This window comes from Desulfuromonas carbonis (genome assembly GCF_054658035.1).
In genome coordinates this window covers 269474-287691 of sequence record NZ_BAAHXR010000001.1, presented here as the reverse complement: position 1 = coordinate 287691, position 18218 = coordinate 269474, and the positions used below count along the sequence as shown (strand labels likewise).

Here is an 18218-nt window from a genome sequence, read left to right as displayed (position 1 = left end):
TTCATGAGTAACGACAGCAAAACCGTCCGGCTCAAGGTCTCGCCCGATGTGGCCCGGATTGTTGGCAAGGAAGCGCCCCGGGAGGTGCGCCTGATGGCCTCCCGGGGCGCCTTGCCGCTCTCCGGCAAGGACCTGGTGACGGTCCTGTTTTTCCTCTGCCATGGCGGGGATGAAGAGATCCGCTCCCGCGCGCTGACCACCTTCCGTGAATTGCCGGCCTCGGTCCTCGGCCCGACCCTGCGCGACCCCTCCGTGCACCCCCAGCTCCTCGACTTCGTGGCCCGGCAGCGTCTCACCGAGCTTGCGGTGATGGAACCGCTGTTGACCAATCCGGCCATTGCCGATGCGACCCTGGTCTATGTGGCCGGCCACAGTGAGGGGGGCGTGCTGTCCCTGGTCGCCCATAACGACCAGCGCCTGGCGGCGGCGCCGGCTGTCGTTGCCGCGCTGCTCGCCAACCCGAAGTCCGACCGTGCCCTCAAGTTCCGCCTCGGCTGGCAGGAAGAGGCTCCCGCCGCGGTGGCGGGGGAACTCGCAGATGCGAAGACCGACCTCGACGCGGAGGGACCCGATGCGCTCCCGAACGATGGGGAAGAGCCCGGCGAAGGGGACGGCGAGATCGAAGAAGAGGAGATGAATCTCTCCAAGTACCAGCAGGCCATGGAACTGGGGGTCTCGGAGAAGATCAAGATCGCGATGTCCGGGGACAAGGAGTGGCGAAGTATTTTCCTTAAAGATTCCAATAAGCTGGTTTCTGCCGCGGTGATGAAGAATCCGCGGATCACGGACGGTGAAGTCCTCGCCGTCGCCAAGAACAAGAGCGCCAATGAGGAGCTGATCCGCCTGATCACCCTGAACAAGGACTGGGTCAAGCATTACGAAATCAAAAAAGCCCTGGTCCTGCATCCGAAGACTCCCCTCCCGAAGGCATTGCGCTACATGAACGTATTGACCGACAAGGACCTCAAAAATCTCTCCACCAGCCGCGGGGTCTCCCAGGTGTTGACCAACAATGCCCGCCGCATGCTCCTTGCCAAACAGAAGAAGCAGGGCGGATGAGCGCGTCGGAAACCCTCGGCCAGGGTTTGGTGGTGGCGGTCTGTACCAGCCCCGGCAAGGGGGAACGGAAACAGGATGTCGGCCAGGGTGAGCTGGTGGCCGGGTTCGGCCTGGCCGGCGACGGGCACGGCGGCGACTGGCATCGCCAGGTGAGTCTCCTCGCCCTGGAGAGTATTGCCAAGATGCAGGCCGCCGGTCTCGACGTTGGTCCGGGCGATTTCGCCGAGAACCTCACCACCCAGGGGCTCGACCTCTGTCACCTGCCGATCGGTTCCCGCCTCCGGGTCGGCAAGAGCGCCCTGCTCGAAATCACCCAGATCGGCAAGATCTGTCACGAACGCTGTGCCATCTTCTACCAGGCCGGAGATTGTGTCATGCCCAAGGAGGGGATTTTTGCCGTCGTCATCCATGGCGGCCCGGTCGCCAGCGGCGACCCGATCGAAGTGGTGGCGGTCCCCGCATGAACTCGGCAAAGTTCCGCATCGGTATTCTCACCCTGTCGGACAAGGGGGCACGCGGTGAGCGCACCGATGCAAGTGGTGCGCTGCTCCGGGAGCTGGTTGCCGACCTTGGCGCGGTCGTCCGTTATCAGGTCCTTCCCGACGAGAGCGCCGCAATCCGCGAGACCCTGGCGGCCTGGGCCGATGCGGAGCAGCTGGCGCTGATCCTGACCACCGGCGGCACCGGGCTCTCCCCCCGGGACGTGACCCCGGAAGCGACCCTGCAGGTGGTCGATCGCCTCGTCCCCGGACTCGCCGAGGCGATGCGCGCGGCGAGCCTGGCCAAAACACCCCATGCCATGCTCGCGCGCGGGGTGGCCGGAATACGCGGCCGCACCCTGATCGTCAACCTGCCGGGAAGTCCCAAGGCGGTGCGCGAGAATTTAACGGTTATTCTGCCGGCGCTTCCCCATGCGCTGGCCAAATTGCAGGGGGACCCCTCCGATTGCGCACAAGGGGAGGTCCCCCCGGCCCAGGAGTCCCCGCCATGCCCCCAATGAAGATTCTGCTGGCCGACGATGTCGAACTCTTCCTCGAACTGGAAAAGACCTTTTTCCGCCGCGAGGGGTTCACGCTGTTGATCGCCCGTAACGGCCAGGAGGCGGTTGACCTGGTGCGTGCCGAGCGCCCAACCCTGGTTTTCATGGATCTCTACATGCCGCAGCTGGATGGTGACGAGGCCTGTCGCCAGATCAAGGCCGACCCCGAACTGCGCACCACCCCGGTGGTGATGGTGACCCACGGCGGGCGCGAGGAGGACCTGGAGCGCTGCCGCCAGGCGGGATGCGACGAAATCGTGCTGAAGCCGATCAACCGCCACCAGTTCATGGAAACCGCCCGCCGTTTTCTGGCGATTGCCGCGCGCATGGCACCGCGGGTCGATGCCCGGCTCCGGGTCCGGTTCGGCACCTCCCCGGACGACCTGCTCGAACATTTCACAATCAATATCAGTAGCGGCGGCCTCTTCCTGGAGACGACCCGCCCCTTTGCGGAAAATGCCCCCCTGTACCTGGAATTCGGCCTCCCCGGCCTGGATGAACCATTCCGCTGCAGGGCCCGGGTCGCCTGGGTGAATGCGGCAGCGGAGCCCTGCAAGCCGCAGCTCCCCGCTGGCGTCGGTGTGCAGTTTCTCGATTTGCCCCTCGAAAAGATGCAGCAGATCCGCGAATTCATCCAGACCCGGGAGCTGACCCCCTCCTGGTAGTTTAGTCCTCCTGCCCAGATTTCCTTCCCCCGGCCCACGCCCTGCGTGGGCTTTTTGTATTTTGTCGGCCACTCCTTTCTTCGCGATAATTGACCTGCATCAAATCTCTGCTAAAGAAGTGTTGGTAAGGTCCGATGAAAAAAATGTCATGATCTTCGTCGGCCTGCCATCCCTCCGACGAAGTTTCCCTTCCACCGGCTGCTACGGTGCGGCCGAAACCCTGTCGAGGAGGCAAAGATGAGAAGGTTCTGGTTGTTGCCGGTGCTTACCGGTATCCTCTGTCTGCTGCTGGCGCAAGCGGCGCTGGCGCAGACCCCGCGTATTTCCAAGGAGACCCAGGACTGCCTGGACTGTCACAGTGCCATGCCCGGCATCGTCAGCCAATGGCAGGACAGCGAACACTGGAATGCCGGCGTTGGCTGCTACGAGTGTCACAAGGCGGACAAGAAGGATCCCGACGCCATGGAGCACAACGGCTATACCGTGGCGATTATCGTATCCCCCCGGGACTGTGGCCAGTGCCATCCGAAAGAGACGGCGGAGCAGGAGGGGAGCCACCATGCCGCGGCCGGTGACATCCTCAACACCAAGGACGGCATCCTCGGTCAGACCATCGGCGGCGAGCCGGCAGTGGCGGTCGGTTGCCGGCAATGCCACGGCTCCATCGTCAAGGTCAAGGCCGACGGCACCCTCGACACCAACACCTGGCCCAACACCGGCATCGGCCGGGTCAACCCGGACGGTTCCAAGGGGACCTGCAGCGCCTGCCACACCCGTCACCGTTTCAGCAAGGCCCAGGCGCGCCAGCCCGAAACCTGCGGCAAGTGCCACCTCGGCCCCGATCACCCGCAGAAAGAGGTCTACGAGGAGTCGAAACACGGCATTCTCTTCGCGTCCTTCAAGGGTGACCTCAACATGGACAAGCCGAAATGGGTGGCTGGGGAGGATTACTACGACGCCCCGACCTGCGCCACCTGCCACATGAGCGCGACCCGCACCCAGGGGGTCACTCACGACGTCGGCACCCGCCTCTCCTGGGACCTGCGCAGCCCGGTCTCGGGACGGACCACGGACTGGCAGAAGAAGCTGCACGACATGCAGGATGTCTGTTCCGCCTGCCACGGGGCGCCCTTCGTCGAGGGCTTCTACAAGCAGCTCGACGAGTTCGTGGTCTTCTACAACGACAAGTTCGCCATCCCCGCCAAGGAGATCCGCGGCATCCTGATGGACGAGGGGGTCTTGAGCAAGTCCGATTTCGACGACAAGATCGACTGGATCTACTGGGAGCTCTGGCACCACGAAGGGCGGCGTGCCCGCCATGGCGCGGCCATGAGCGGTCCCGACTACGCCTGGTGGCACGGCATCTACGACGTCGCCAAGAACTTCTACACCGAGCTCCTCCCCGAGGCGAAGGAGGCCTGCGAGAAGGCCGGCAAGCCCGAGGTCTACGAAAAGATCGTCGCCAAGTATATCGACGGGCGCAAGGAGCACGAGTGGTACACCAAGGGATTCGACAAGCAGCGCATCGAGGAGATGAAGAAATACTACCTGGAGCGCTATAACCAGAAAGTCCAGTAAGCGCTCCTGCACAGACAAAAAGGAACGGCCGGGACCCTCCCGGCCGTTCCTTTTTGTGGCGTGGCCGGACGGCTGCGTCTACCGTTTTTTCCCGCAGGAAGCGGAAATTATGGTAGAAATTGTCCTGTACGGCTTCCTCTTTCATCCCGTATCTCTCAAGGAGCACTTCCCGTGACGACAGAACCGAGTGAACCCGAAATCCGGCCGCGGCGCTGGTGGCTGGTGAACCATTTCCGCAAAATGCTGGCGGCCGGGCTGCTGGTGGTGATTCCGATCGGCATCACCGTCTTTATCCTGCGCTTCCTCTTCAGCCTCGCCGACGGTGTCCTCGCGCCCTATATCCGCAATACCTTCGCCTTTTTCTTCGGCGAGGGGCGCTATGTACCGGGGATGGGAATGATCGCCGGCTTTGTTGTCATCTACCTCGCCGGGCTCGTCGCCAGCAATGTCTTCGGCTCGCGCCTGTTTGGTCTGTGGGACCGGCTGCTGTCGCGGATTCCGCTGGTGAAGTCGATCTACACCTCGACCAAGCAGGTCATGCAGGTCTTCTCCGCCGGCGGCAAGGGGGCCTTCCGCAAGGCGGTCTATGTCGAGTTTCCCAAGGAGGGGTGCTTCTCCATCGCCTTTATCACCAACAGCGTCCAGGCCGAATCGGGAAAACGCTACCACACCCTCTTTATCCCGACCTCTCCCAACCCGACCTCCGGCTATGTCCTGATTCTCGAAGAAGACAAGGTCTTTCCCGCCGCTTTCGGGGTCGAGGAGGCGATGAAGATCATCGTTTCCGGCGGCATGGTCACCCCCGACGTCATCCGTTCGGAACGGCTGCAATGAGCCTCCGTGGTTTTGCGTAGCACGGGGTGTGGGCATCCACAGCCGGATGTGGATAGCCTTGTGGAAAACCCCTGGCCGGAGAGGAAAGGCCGTGTACCCTCCGGCCCTTTAGCTCTTTGCCTAGAAAAAAATCAGGAGCGCCCCGGTTGGCTATTTTTTAGCTCAATTCAAATATGCGAAATCATGAATGTATTGCCGGCAGGATGGTGGCGCCGGGTTTCCTGGGCGCATTACTGATTGACGCCGGAGGGTTGCGCGTGTTATGGAAAACGACCATTAAATACAATGGTTTGCCCTGGAAGAGAGCCGTCTTTGCAGCGGGCTGCGGCGACCATTGAAATCATTAAAGGAGTATGCTGTCATGAGCGAAACCCTGCATTTCACCATGGGTGGCCTGATCGAGGAGATCGCCCGTCGTTTCCCGGACAATGACTGCCTGGTCTATGCCGACCGCAACCTGCGCTACAGTTACCGGGAGTTCGACCAGCGCTGTGACCGGATCGCCAAGGGGCTGTTGAAACTCGGGGTGAAAAAGGGGGACCACCTCGCCATCTGGGCCACCAACGTCCCCGAATGGGTAGTGCTGCAGTTCGCCTCGGCCAGGATCGGCGCGGTCCTGGTCACCGTCAATACCAGCTACAAGACGGCGGAGCTGGAATACATCCTGCGCCAGTCCGATGCTACTGCGCTCTTTCTGGTCGCGGGTTTCAAGGATACCGACTATGTCGAGACCCTTTACCAGATCGTCCCGGAGTTGAAGGGAGCGACGGCGGGCCGGGTGCAGAGCGCCACCCTGCCGCGCCTCGAAAGAGTGATCTTTCTCGGTGCGGAGGCGCCGCCGGGGCTCCTCCCCTACGGCGAACTGGAAGCCCTCGGCCGCGCCATCAGCGATGCCGAACTCGCCGCGGTCAAGGCAACCCTGGACGAACACGATGTCATCAACATGCAGTACACCTCGGGGACGACCGGTTTCCCCAAGGGGGTGATGCTCACCCACCACAACATCGTCAACAACGGCTTCAACATCGGCGAATGCATGAAATTCACCGAGAAGGACCGTCTCTGCATCCCGGTCCCCTTCTTCCACTGTTTCGGTTGTGTCCTCGCGGTGATGGCCTGCGTCACCCACGGTTCGACCATGGTCCCGGTGGAGACCTTCAACCCCGAGCAGGTATTGCAGACGGTGGAGGCGGAACGCTGCACCGCCCTGCACGGGGTGCCGACCATGTTCATCGCCGAGCTCGAACACCCGGCGTTCCATCGCTACGACCTCTCCAGCCTGCGCACCGGGATCATGGCCGGCTCCCCCTGCCCGACGGAGGTGATGAAGCGGGTCATCCGCGACATGCATGCCAGCGAGATCACCATCGCTTACGGCCAGACCGAATCGTCGCCGGTAATCACCCAGACCCGCACCGACGACCCCATCGAGTTGCGGGTTGCCACCGTCGGCCGCGCCCTGCCCAATGTCGAGGTCAAGATCGTCGATATCGAGACCGGCGCCAGCCTGCCGCCCGGCAAACAGGGGGAACTCTGCACCCGCGGCTACCTGGTGATGAAAGGGTACTACCAGATGCCGGAAGAGACCGCCCGGGCGATCGACCCTGATGGGTGGCTGCACACCGGCGACCTGGCGGTGATGGACGAGAACGGCTATTGCAAGATCACCGGCCGGATCAAGAACATGATCATCCGCGGCGGGGAGAATATCTACCCCCGGGAGATCGAAGAGTTCCTCTACACCCACCCCAAGGTCGCCGATGTCCAGGTTTACGGCGTTCCCGACCGCAAGTACGGCGAGCAGGTCATGGCGGCGGTCAAGCTCAAGGAGGGGGTCGCCTGTAGCGAGGAGGAGATCCGCGACTTTTGCAAGGGGCGGATCGCCAATTACAAGATCCCCTATTACGTCAAGTTCGTCGATGAATATCCGATGACCGCCAGCGGCAAGATCCAGAAATTCAAGCTGCGCGACATGGCGATCCGCGACCTCAGTCTGGAGGATGCCGCCGGCGCCGAGACCGCCTGAAATTTCACCCCTGTTCTCCCGGAGGAAGCCTGATGCGTATCACCCCCGCCAGTGAATTGCAGAGCCGCTTTCAAAAACTCCAGCTGCGCATGGCCGCTGCCGGGCTCGATGCGGTCCTGATCACCCAGAATGCCGACCTCTTCTATTTCACCGGGTCGATCCAGCAGGGTCTGCTCTATCTTCCCGTCGCCGGCGAGCCGCTCTACCTGGTGCGCAAGGACTTCGGCCGCGCGCGCATGGAGAGCGGCCTTAAGCAGATCGTCCCCTTCAAGAGCCCGCGCGACATCCCCGGGCTGCTCGGCGATTTCGGCCTGCCGCTGCCAACGCGGGCCGGGATGGAACTCGATGTCCTGCCGGTGGCCGCCTACAACCGGTTTCGCGCCCCCTTTGGCGATTGCGAGATGCTCGATGCCTCCCCGTTGATCCGGGCAGTGCGGGCGGTGAAGTCGCAGTACGAGATTGAGATCATGAAGGATGCCGCCCTGCAGGTCGACAAGGTCTGCCAGCGGGCCCGGCAGGTGATCCGGGCCGGCATGACCGACTTCGAACTCGCCGCCGAACTCGAGTTCTGCGCCCGCCAGGCCGGCCACCAGGGGCTGACGCGGATGCGCGGCTTCAATTCCGAACTCTTTTACGGCCACGTCTTTTCCGGCGCTGACAGCGCCGCCCCGGCCTTCAACGACACCCCCCTCGGCGGTATCGGCGTCAACCCGTCGATCGGCCAGGGGGCCAGCTACAAGCGGATTCGGGAGAAGGAGCCGATCGTGGTCGACTTCACCGGTGCCTTTGACGGCTACCTCGTCGACCAGACCCGCATCTTCTGTATCGGCGGCCTCCCCGAGCCGTTGCCGCAGGCCTATGCCGATATGCTCAGCATCCAGCAGCACCTCAAGGAGATTGCCCGTCCCGGCGTCGCCTGGGGGGAAGTCTACGACCAGTGCTACCAGCTCGCCATGGAACTCGGTTACCAGGATCATTTCATGGGGAGCAAGGGCGCCCAGGTCTCCTTCATCGGCCACGGCATCGGCATCGAGATTGACGAATATCCCTTCATCGCCCGCGGTTTCAAGGAGCAGCTGCTCGAAGAGTACATGACCTTTGCCTTCGAACCGAAAGCGGTCTACCCCGGTCTCGGTGCGGTGGGGGTTGAAAATACTTTCTGGGTGGCGCAGGATGGATTAAAACACCTGACCTTCACCCCGGAGGAGCTGGTCGTCCTCTGAAACGTCACCGGGCACCGGGATCGAAATGGACCGGATAATCAACTGGCAGATCCTGTTAGAACAGCTGCACGACGGCGTCTATTTTACCGACACCGAGCGGCGCATAACCTACTGGAACCGGTCGGCCGAAGAGATCACCGGCTACCGCGCCGCCGATGTGATCGGCTCGCGCTGCTCGGACAATATCCTGATTCATGTCGATCAGGAGGGGAATTCCCTCTGCCTGGGCGGCTGCCCCCTGGCGGCGGCCATGGCGGATGGTCAATCCCGCGCCGCCGAAATCTATCTGCATCATGCCGACGGCCACCGGGTGCCGGTGGCGGTTCGGGTCACGCCGCTGCGGGACGAAGAGGGGAAGATCTTCGGCGGCGCCGAGTTCTTTACCGACATCAGTTCCCAGCATGCGCTGCGCCAGCGAATGGCTGAACTCGAGACCCTGGCGATGGTCGATGCCCTGACCGGAATCTCCAACCGCTGCCACCTGGAGGCGGAACTGAGCGCCCGCATCGAGGAGACCCACCGCTACGGCATTCCCTTCGGCGTTCTGTTTCTCGATGTCGATCATTTCAAGAACTTCAACGACCGCTACGGCCACGAGATCGGCGACCGCGCGCTGCAGGTGGTTGCCGCAACCCTCAAGGCCTGTGCACGCCCCTTCGACCTCTTCGGGCGCTGGGGCGGGGAGGAGTTTGTCGGCCTTATCCGCCACGTCGATGCCGAGGCGCTCTGCGTCATCGCCGAGCGGGTGCGGCGCCTGGTCGCCAGTTCGACCGTCGCCGTCCCCACTGGCCAGGAGCGGGTGACGATCTCCGTCGGCGCTACGTTGTTCCGCCCCGAGGACGATCTGGCCGGGGTGGTGCGGCGCGCCGATCAGCTCATGTACCACAGCAAAGAGGCTGGCCGCGACTGCGTCAGCTGTGATTCCTAGTTCCTCCCCCAGTTTTCCCGCTCCTATACCCGCCGCCCCCTTCCTGAAGGAACCATTCAGATTTCCTATTGTGACGCATTCTGTCACGCTGCCCGGCGATAATTCCGGTCAACTATGGTACTTTCTCCTGCCAGGCGGCATTCCCGATGAAGTCCCGGGGGAGAAAGAGTTTCGTCATGAGCGGATGGTCTGGTATAAATGAGGCGTTGTTTATGGGAGGGGGAGATGAGCAGAGAGAAAAAACGGGGTTTTTAGGAAGCGCTTTTCAGCCGGAGGCCGGGGGGCGCTTTTTTGCGTTGATAAAGTCGCCTGGCTTAAATGTGGATTTAAAGGTGAAAGATTTGGTCTGGAGGGATGATGGTTTATTTCGCACATAATGGTCAATCAGTTGAAAGCCATCTTGAAGCAGTTGCCGGGATTTGTAGATTATTGGCCCAAAAGATCGGAGTACCAGAATCCGGCGAGTTGCTCGGTTTACTCCACGATTTAGGTAAATACAGTGGAGAATTCCAGGCCTACATAAAATCTGCAACGGGAATGCTCAATCCCGATATCGATGAAGACTTTGTCGATTCAAAAGAGCAGAAGGGGAAAATCGACCATTCGACCGCTGGTGCTCAATGGATTTGGCAATATTGCCGTAATTACGGAGACAGAGGGAAACTTGTTGGCCAGATTTTCGCTACCTGTTTGGCATCACATCACGGCGGCCTGGTGGATTGTTTGAACCCGGAGGGGGAAAATGTTTTTCTCTCCCGGATGAAAAAAACCGATGATAAAACCAATCTCGGCGAATGCCTGAAAAATGCCGATTCACAGATTCTGCAAAGGTTGAATGGACTTGCCTCCCCGGATTTATTGCACGCTTGTTTGAAGCAGGTTTCGGCGCTGCTATCCAATTCCGAATCAAAACTTGTCGGGTGGTTCAAGGTCGGTCTTTGGACGCGCCTTCTCTTCAGTTGCCTGATTGATGCCGACCGCATTGACAGTGCCGATCATGAAAAGCCAGAAAATAAATCAGTGAGGCGAAGCAAGCCGGTCGAATGGCAGGCAGCGATCCAGCGGATGGAAGAAAAACTGGCCGCCATCCCGATCAAACATGATATTGACCATCTGCGCCGCCATATTTCCGATCGTTGCAGAGGACGGGCGGAAGGCGATCAAGGTATCTACTCGCTGACCGTGCCGACTGGCGGTGGCAAGACCTTCGCCGGGATGCGTTTCGCTCTCCACCATGCCCAGCAGCATAAACTGGACCGAATTATCTGCATCATTCCGTACACCTCCATCATCGAGCAGAACGCCGAAGAAATTCGCAAGCTTGTCGAACGGGAAGGCGATGAACAGCCGTGGGTGCTGGAGCACCACTCGAATCTGGAACCAGAAGTTCAAACTTGGCAAAGCAAGCTGGTAGCCGAAAACTGGGACGCGCCGATTGTCTTTACGACGATGGTGCAATTCCTCGAAACACTTTTCGGCGGAGGCACCCGTGGGCCGAGGCGAATGCACCAACTGGGAGGGTGTAAAAAAGATTGTGTAAATGGCCATTCAGGGGTACACCGGGACCCCACCCTCTAAGGAGCCCCCATGGCCATCGAAAAAGATCTGCTGGACCGTCTGCTTGCCGACTACAAGAAGCCCGAAGACCTGATCGGCGAAACCGGCTTGCTTAAACAGCTCACCAAGGCCCTTCTGGAACGAGCTTTGGAAGCGGAATTGACCCAACACCTGGGGCACGAGAAGCATGCTCCCGTGGCCACGAAAGGCGGCAATGCCCGCAATGGCAAGTCGGCCAAAACCATCAAGGGCGAATTCGGCAAACTGCCGATCGAGGTTCCGCGTGACCGGGACAGCAGCTTCGAGCCGCTCATCATTCCCAAGGGCCAGACCCGCTTCGCCGGCTTCGACGGCAAGATCATCTCCCTCTACGCCCGGGGGATGACGACCCGGGAGATCCAGGGGCATCTGGAAGAGATTTATGGCGTCGAGGTCTCTCCCGCCCTCATTTCCAGCGTGACCGATGCCGTCGCGGACGAGGTCAAGATCTGGCAGAACCGACCGCTCGACGCCCTCTATCCCATCGTCTATATGGACGCGGTCCGGGTCAAGGTGCGAGACAACGGCCACGTCAGCAATAAAGCGGTCTACCTGGCCCTGGGCGTCACCCTGGACGGCATCAAGGAGGTCCTGGGCATGTGGGTGGCCGAGAACGAGGGCGCCAAGTTCTGGCTACAGGTGGTGACCGAGTTGAAAAACCGGGGTGTCGAAGACATCTTCATCGCCTGCGTGGACGGGCTCAAAGGTTTCCCCGAGGCCATCGAAGCAGTCTTTCCTCGCACCCAGGTCCAGCTCTGCCTCGTTCACATGGTGCGCCATTCTCTCCGCTACGTCTCCTGGAAACAGCGCAAGGAAGTGGCGGCCGATCTGAAGTCCATTTACCAGGCCGCGACGGCCGAGCAGGCCGAAATGAACCTGACGGAGTTCGAAGCGAAGTGGGATAAAACCCACCCCTCCATCGGCCAGTCCTGGCGGCGCAACTGGGAGAGAATCACCCCTTTTTTCGCCTACCCGGCGGAGATTCGCAAGGTGATCTACACCACCAATGCGATCGAATCGCTGAACATGTCGCTGCGCAAGGTCACCAAGAACCGGGGCTCATTCCCCAACGACGCAGCCATGTTCAAACTGCTCTACCTGGCGCTGAACAATATCGCCAAGAAATGGACCCTGCCGATTCGGGACTGGAAGGCCGCCCTCAACCAGTTCTCTATCTTGTTCGAAGGCAGGTTGCCGGTTTACTGACGACAAAAACCCAAGCCATTTACACAAACTGATTTACACCGCCCCAACTGGCAAAGTCGGTGCTGGTTTTCGATGAAATCCAGACTTTGCCGATCAATTGCGTTCACATTTTCTGCAATGCACTCAATTTTCTCAGCAAGCACGCGGGAACTACTGCCCTTCTGTGTACTGCCACTCAACCGCTTTTGCATCAGCTCAAGAATCCGGAGAAAGGGCAACTGACGATTCCGCCGGGAAATGAACTGGTCGAAGATGTTGGCAATCTGTTTGAAAAGTTAAAGCGGGTCGATATTCGTAATCGGGTTAAGCCGGAAGGCTGGTCGGAAGAGGAACTTGGCGAATTGGCACTGAGCGAATGTCGCAGCAAGGGCAGTTGTTTGGTGGTCGTAAACACGAAGGACTGGGCGCAGCGACTATATTCCCATTGCTCGAAAGAACTGGAAACAGATAGTGTTTTCCACCTCAGTACCAGCATGTGTCCGGCGCATCGAAAAGAAAAACTCGCAGCGATTAAAGATCGGCTTAAGAAGAAATTGCCGGTTCTCTGTCTCAGCACTCAGTTGATCGAAGCGGGAGTCGATGTTGACTTCGCATCGGTCATCCGTTTCCTTGCCGGCCTCGATTCCATCGCCCAGGCGGCAGGGCGGTGCAACCGAAACGGCGAAGCGGAGACCGCCGAGGTTCATGTCGTCAACTCCGTTGAGGAGAAAATCGAGCAGCTGGTCGATATCCGCGAAGGGCGCGATATCGCCCAGCGGGTTCTTCATGAACAGGCAGACGGCAAGCTGCTTTCGCCAGAAGCAATGCAACTTTATTTCTCCTATTACTTTTATCGCCGCGCGGAAGAGATGGTCTATAAGGTGAGTGCGCGGGAGGCCGGTCGCGCCGACAGCTTACTGAGTCTGCTCGGCGACAATCACAACAATGTTGGCGTGACTCAGGGGCTGGCGCTGCGGCAATCGTTCAAGACTGCCGGAAGGATTTTCAAGGCCATCGATGCGCCGACTGAGGCTGTCATTGTTCCCTACGGCAAAGGGGAGGAACTTATCGCCGATTTGTGTGCCGAGCGCGATCCCTGTCAAGTGCGGAGGCTGCTGCATGAGGCGCAGCAGTATAGTGTCAATGTTTTTCCGAACGTTTGGAGAAAATTGATGGAAAAGGGCGCCGTTGTGCCGGTGCACGGCGGAATTTTCCACTATGTCGATGAGCGCTATTACAGCAAGGAATTTGGGTTGTCGACGGAACCCGTCACAGAGTTTAAGCCGCAGATTGGCTAGAAAGGGGGATTCATGAAGAACAGCATCAGTTTCAAAGTGTGGGGGCGGTATGCGCTTTTTACCGACCCGGTGACCAAGGTCGGGGGAGAGAAGTGCTCCTATCATGTGCCGACCTACGAAGCGATCAAGGGGGTGCTTAAATCAATCTACTGGAAACCGACGCTGATATGGCATGTCGACAAGGTGAGGGTGATGAAGCCGATTCGGACTCAAACCAAGGGGACGAAGCCGCTGGTCTGGAGTGGGGGGAACAGCCTGGCGATTTACACCTTTCTGCACGATGTCGAGTATCAGGTGGCGGCGCATTTCGAGTGGAACGAGCACCAGCCAGCTTTGGAGAAAGATCGTATCGAGGGCAAACATTTCAACATTGCCAAGCGCGTGCTGGAGAAAGGTGGGCGGCAGGACATCTTTCTCGGCACACGTGATTGTCAGGGATATGTTGAACCTTGCGAGTTTGGTGCGGGGGAAGGGGCTTACGACAAAATCGATGAACTCGGCTTCGGGTTGATGTTCCATGGCTTCGATTACCCCGATGAGACTGGGGAAAACGAACTACGCAGCCGTTTCTGGCGGGCGACGATGCGCAAGGGGGTTCTCGATTTTCCGCGCCCGGGAAAATGTGATGCCAACCGGTTCATCCGTAAGATGCTTCCGAAGCAATTTGGGCTGGGTGAAAATGTTCTGGACGTGGAGCAGGAGGAGGCGTTGCTATGAGCTGGCTTGCGAAGCTATACGAGACCTATGAAGCCGGGGTTGCTCTTGATCTTCCCGAAGATCAAAGGCTGATGCCGGTCAGCCACACTCTCCAGAATGCGCACATTAAAATCGTCATTGACGGTGCCGGAAATTTTCTAAGAGCAGAGGTGCTGGAAAAGACCCAGGTAGTTCTACCGGCTACAGAAAAATCAGCTGGTCGTAGCAGTGGTGAAGCACCGCACCCTCTGGCAGATAAGCTGCAATATGTGGCCAAGGATTACCCTGATTATGGGGGGCGAAAGAAGACATATTTTGTTTCTTATGCAGAGCAGCTTAAACAGTGGTGTGAGTCTCCCTACGCCCATGCGAAAGCCGTTGCAGTTTACCGCTATATTCAAAAAGGACGAGTGGTAGCCGACCTGATCCGATCGCATGTATTGCATATAGGAAATGAGGGAAATCTCATGGCTTATTGGCCAAGTTCGAATGATCCCGCTCCGCCGATATTCAAAGTTCTACCGACTTTGCCCAAAGAAAAGCGTGTAGAAAAGGATAGACCAGAAGTTGAGCAGGGCGATGCTTTGGTCTGTTGGCAAGTTGAGCAGCCAGGTGAATTGCGGGCTGAAGCCTGGCTTGACACCTCGTTGTACGAAAGCTGGATTCAATTCGAAAGTTCAGGAGAGGGCAAGTCGGGGCTCTGCTTCGTCACGGGAGAAGAACATGTATTGGCGACCAATCACCCGGCAAAGCTGCGTCATACAGGAGACAAAGCCAAGCTGCTCTCCGCTAACGATTCGTCCGGCTTCACGTTCAGGGGGAGATTTACCGAAGTCGATGGCAGTCAGGCTGCCGGTGTGAGCTATGAGGTAACCCAAAAGGCCCACAATGCTTTGCGCTGGTTGTTTAACAGGCAGGGGTTCCGCAACGGTGATCAGGGCTATGTTACATGGGCTGTTTCTGGAAAACCAATTCCCGATCCGTTGAAGAGTACGCTTGATCTGCTGGATGAACCACTGGTAATTGAAGAGGCCGTTGAAGATGAGCCGTCAGAAAGAATCGACCATGCTGTCGATCTTGGCGCATCCTTCGCTTTGAAATTCAATAATTACCTCAGAGGCTATCGTGCCAAATTGGATCCGAATGAGCAGATCATTGTCATGGGAATCGATTCGGCGACTCCTGGGCGGATGAGTGTCATCTACTACCGCGAACTTCTTGCCAGTGAGTTTTTAGAGCGTCTGAAAAGCTGGCACCTGCAATTTGCCTGGCCGCAGCGACATTCCATTGAAGTCGAGACCGGCGGAAAAGGAAAAACGAAGAAAAAAACTACTTGGCCGGTCAGTTCACCTTTTCCGAGGGCCATTGCCGAGGCCGCTTATGGCGATGCCTTGAAAAGCAACGATACCCTGAAAAAAAACCTGATCGAACGGATCATGCCCGCCATCGTCGACGGCCAACCCTTTCCGCGAGATATCATGGAATCGGCAAGGCGCAGAGCGAGTAACCGGAATAATTGTGAACCTTGGGAATGGGAGCGGAATCTAGGTGTTGCCTGTGCTCTTTATCGTGGGTTCTATCAACGACAACCCGTAAAGCAAAGGAGGGAGTATCCCATGGCACTCGAAGAGGACAGAACAACGAGAGACTATCTTTATGGGCGTCTGCTGGCGATTGCCGAGCGGATAGAAAGCGTGGCCTTGTCCTTGGCCGGTGAAAGTCGGCCGACGACGGCAGCGAGATTGATGCAACGCTTCGCTGATCGACCGTTCTCTACCTGGCGAAATATCGAACTAGCGCTGCTACCTTACATGCAGAGGCTCCAGAGCAATCGCGCCGGCTTTCTCACCAACATAAAAAAAGAACTCGATGCCGTCACCGCTTTGTTTAAAACCGGTGAGTTTGAACAGGATAAAGCATTATCCGGGGAATTTTTGCTCGGCTACCATTGCCAGAGAATGTGCTATCGCCAACAGAATAATGACGAAACCATTGCCATCGATAAGGGAGAGTAAGCCATGAGCCTCGAAAACAAGATCGACTTTGCCATCATCTTCAGTGTGAAAAACGCCAACCCCAACGGCGATCCGCTCAACGGCAACCGCCCCCGTACCGATTACGACGGTTTTGGCGAAGTGTCTGACGTTTGTCTGAAGCGTAAGATTCGTGACCGCATGCAGGATACCGGCCAGTCGGTATTTGTCCAGTCGGACGAGAAGAAGACTGACGGCATGCCGAGCCTGAAAGCGCGGGCCGAGGATGCAACGCACGGCCTTGGCAAAGATGCTTTCAACAGCAAGAAAACCCCACCGGAAAAGGCCGGGAAACTGGCCTGCGAAAAATGGCTCGATGTTCGGAGTTTTGGGCAACTATTCGCGTTTAAGGGCGAGGAAAAAGATGGCGTCTCGATCCCCATTCGTGGACCGGTTTCCATTCAGCCTGCTTTCAGTGTCGAGCCGGTCAGCATCACCAGCACTCAAATCACCAAGAGCGTCAGTGGCGAAGGCGACGGCAGTAAAAGAAGTTCCGATACCATGGGGATGAAACACCGCGTCGATAAAGCCGTCTATGTGACCTATGGCAGCATGAACCCCCAGCTGGCCGCGCGGACCGGCTTCAGCAACGCAGATGCTGAAATCATCAAGGGCGTGCTTCCAAGGCTGTTCGAGGGAGATTGCTCTTCCGCGCGCCCCGAGGGCAGCATGGCGGTCGAAAAGGTCATCTGGTGGCAGCACAACTGCAAGGCCGGCCAGTATTCTTCTGCGAAAGTACATAAGGCCTTGAAGAGGGTAAATCCGGATGGCTCGTACGTTCTTGAAAATCTTGACGGGCTGAAGCCAGAAGAAATCCCCGGCTTCTGATTCATACTCGACAACTCTCCGGCGCAGTCGTTCAAGGATTACGACGTGACGGTCGGCCAGGCGCCGGCCGGGGTGGAAATTATTGAGAAGTTGTAGTCGGGCATCCGGGGAGGGGATTACTCGTCCCCTCCCTCTGAAGTCAGTCGTGACAATTCGTCACGACCTGCGGAAGGCAGAGGGGGATGGACCAAAAACTGGAGAAACAATGTCGTGAACGGGCGGTCGAGCTAGGGAATTCCGGCGATCCGTCTGTCTTGCCCGAGCTGCTTGAGCTGACCCGATCGCCGGCGGCGAACGTGCGACGACTGGCGGCCTCGGCTATCGGTAAGCTGGCGGGGTTGGTGGATGCGAGCTCGGCTGTCTCCGCTCTCGTGCCGATGCTGCGGGACGCAAAACCGCAGGTGCGGCAGTACGCGGCACGAGCATTAAGCGCATTCGGATCATCTGCAAAAATCGCCTTGTCAGATTTGCGTGACATGGCCATCAGCCCCGTCGAAATGGAATATAACAACACCGGGGCAAAACGGGCTATCGGGGTGATCGAGGAAGCGTGTCGAATCGCAGAGAGGCAAGCGGTGCACTGTTGCCAGCGCTGCGGCGTCAGGCTGGAACACGATGAATACGTGCGCAGTCACAAGGCGTTCCAACGGCCATTCTGCAACTACTGTTTCGATGAGGTGTTCATCGAGCGGCGCAATTTTGAAACCAAGGTCGAGCTGCAGAAGAACATCCGCGCCAACGACGGCACCTGGGTGCAGTCGGAAGGCGAGCGGCTGATCTGCGAGGCGCTGGATAAGGAGCAGATCAGCTACCGCTACGACGAACGCTTCCGCATTCTCGACGGCTACGCCATTCGACCCGACTTCTATTTGCCGGAGTTCGATGTTTACATCGAATACTGGGGGATGGAGACCGCCGACTACAAGATCGGCATGCTCAAGAAACAGCAACTCTACCAGCAGCAGGGGAAACGGCTGATCTCGCTCTACCCGGCCGACAAGTCGCAGATGCGGGCGACGGTGTTGGGCAAACTGCAGAAATACCGCTGACTGGCTCTGCCTGCGTATTCCGAGCCAAACTTTCCACCGATTCCGATGCAAACTTGCCACTGATTCCGATCCAAACTTGCCAGTCATTCCGACGCAAGGTTTCCACCCGTTCCGATCCAAACTTTCCAGTTTGAGCGGAAGAGGTCGGTGAATCTGTCAGACTGATCAAAGTTCTCGCGAC

17 protein-coding genes are annotated in these 18218 nt (G+C 58.5%); all 17 read left to right on the top strand.

The features are described 5' to 3' along the window. The first annotated feature begins 3 nt into the window (after positions 1–3). The 17 genes from ACYQ8E_RS01325 to ACYQ8E_RS01245 all read left to right on the top strand — a co-directional run bounded on the left by ACYQ8E_RS01325 (position 4) and on the right by ACYQ8E_RS01245 (position 18037). Positions 4–1059 (top strand): hypothetical protein, encoded by a 1056-nt coding sequence (locus ACYQ8E_RS01325; RefSeq protein ID WP_459859917.1) that lies wholly within the window; start codon positions 4–6, stop codon positions 1057–1059. Then, positions 1056–1523 carry an MOSC domain-containing protein gene (locus tag ACYQ8E_RS01320; protein WP_459859915.1) on the top strand — a complete coding sequence of 156 codons (468 nt, stop codon included), beginning with the start codon at positions 1056–1058 and terminating at the stop codon, positions 1521–1523. Before ACYQ8E_RS01325 ends, ACYQ8E_RS01320 begins: the two co-directional genes overlap by 4 nt. Continuing rightward, complete coding sequence (locus ACYQ8E_RS01315; RefSeq protein ID WP_459859914.1) at positions 1520–2059, top strand: MogA/MoaB family molybdenum cofactor biosynthesis protein; 540 nt, start codon at positions 1520–1522, stop codon at positions 2057–2059. Before ACYQ8E_RS01320 ends, ACYQ8E_RS01315 begins: the two co-directional genes overlap by 4 nt. Continuing rightward, complete coding sequence (locus ACYQ8E_RS01310; protein ID WP_459859913.1) at positions 2047–2763, top strand: TIGR02266 family protein; 717 nt, start codon at positions 2047–2049, stop codon at positions 2761–2763. The genes ACYQ8E_RS01315 and ACYQ8E_RS01310 overlap by 13 nt, the downstream gene beginning before the upstream one ends. Positions 2764–3000: 237 nt before the next feature. After that, positions 3001–4341 (top strand): multiheme c-type cytochrome, encoded by a 1341-nt coding sequence (locus ACYQ8E_RS01305; protein WP_066725918.1) that lies wholly within the window; start codon positions 3001–3003, stop codon positions 4339–4341. Between the two features lie 171 nt (positions 4342–4512). Further along, positions 4513–5175, top strand: coding sequence for a DUF502 domain-containing protein (locus tag ACYQ8E_RS01300; RefSeq protein ID WP_231875394.1), 663 nt, complete (start codon positions 4513–4515; stop codon positions 5173–5175). Positions 5176–5536: 361 nt separating this feature from the next. Next, positions 5537–7201 carry an AMP-binding protein gene (locus ACYQ8E_RS01295; RefSeq protein ID WP_459859911.1) on the top strand — a complete coding sequence of 555 codons (1665 nt, stop codon included), beginning with the start codon at positions 5537–5539 and terminating at the stop codon, positions 7199–7201. A 32-nt stretch (positions 7202–7233) separates the two neighbouring features. Further along, positions 7234–8424 (top strand): M24 family metallopeptidase, encoded by a 1191-nt coding sequence (locus tag ACYQ8E_RS01290; RefSeq protein WP_066725924.1) that lies wholly within the window; start codon positions 7234–7236, stop codon positions 8422–8424. A gap of 25 nt (positions 8425–8449) precedes the next feature. Next, on the top strand, positions 8450–9352 hold the full coding sequence (locus ACYQ8E_RS01285; RefSeq protein WP_157471803.1) for a sensor domain-containing diguanylate cyclase: 903 nt from the start codon (positions 8450–8452) through the stop codon (positions 9350–9352). A gap of 176 nt (positions 9353–9528) precedes the next feature. After that, entirely contained in the window at positions 9529–9729 is a 201-nt protein-coding gene (locus ACYQ8E_RS01280; RefSeq protein WP_157471805.1) for a hypothetical protein, read from the top strand. Then, a complete protein-coding gene (locus ACYQ8E_RS01275) occupies positions 9710–10930 on the top strand; it encodes a CRISPR-associated endonuclease Cas3'' (protein WP_459859909.1) in 1221 nt (406 codons plus the stop codon). Before ACYQ8E_RS01280 ends, ACYQ8E_RS01275 begins: the two co-directional genes overlap by 20 nt. Before the next feature lie 9 nt (positions 10931–10939). Continuing rightward, entirely contained in the window at positions 10940–12154 is a 1215-nt protein-coding gene (locus tag ACYQ8E_RS01270) for an IS256 family transposase (protein ID WP_066722594.1), read from the top strand. A gap of 59 nt (positions 12155–12213) precedes the next feature. Beyond that, positions 12214–13431, top strand: a complete 1218-nt coding sequence (locus ACYQ8E_RS01265; protein ID WP_459859907.1) for a CRISPR-associated helicase/endonuclease Cas3 — start codon at positions 12214–12216, stop codon at positions 13429–13431. 12 nt (positions 13432–13443) lie between these two features. After that, positions 13444–14148: a type I-C CRISPR-associated protein Cas5c gene (gene cas5c, locus ACYQ8E_RS01260; RefSeq protein WP_066725934.1), complete on the top strand. Its 705-nt coding sequence runs from the start codon at positions 13444–13446 to the stop codon at positions 14146–14148. Further along, on the top strand, positions 14145–16142 hold the full coding sequence (gene cas8c, locus ACYQ8E_RS01255) for a type I-C CRISPR-associated protein Cas8c/Csd1 (RefSeq protein WP_066725937.1): 1998 nt from the start codon (positions 14145–14147) through the stop codon (positions 16140–16142). Before cas5c ends, cas8c begins: the two co-directional genes overlap by 4 nt. Before the next feature lie 3 nt (positions 16143–16145). Continuing rightward, the gene (gene cas7c / locus ACYQ8E_RS01250) at positions 16146–16988 is read left to right on the top strand and encodes a type I-C CRISPR-associated protein Cas7/Csd2 (RefSeq protein ID WP_066725940.1); all 843 of its coding nucleotides are present in this window, start codon (positions 16146–16148) and stop codon (positions 16986–16988) included. A gap of 182 nt (positions 16989–17170) precedes the next feature. Continuing rightward, the gene (locus ACYQ8E_RS01245; RefSeq protein WP_157471809.1) at positions 17171–18037 is read left to right on the top strand and encodes a HEAT repeat domain-containing protein; all 867 of its coding nucleotides are present in this window, start codon (positions 17171–17173) and stop codon (positions 18035–18037) included. Positions 18038–18218 lie beyond the last annotated feature (181 nt).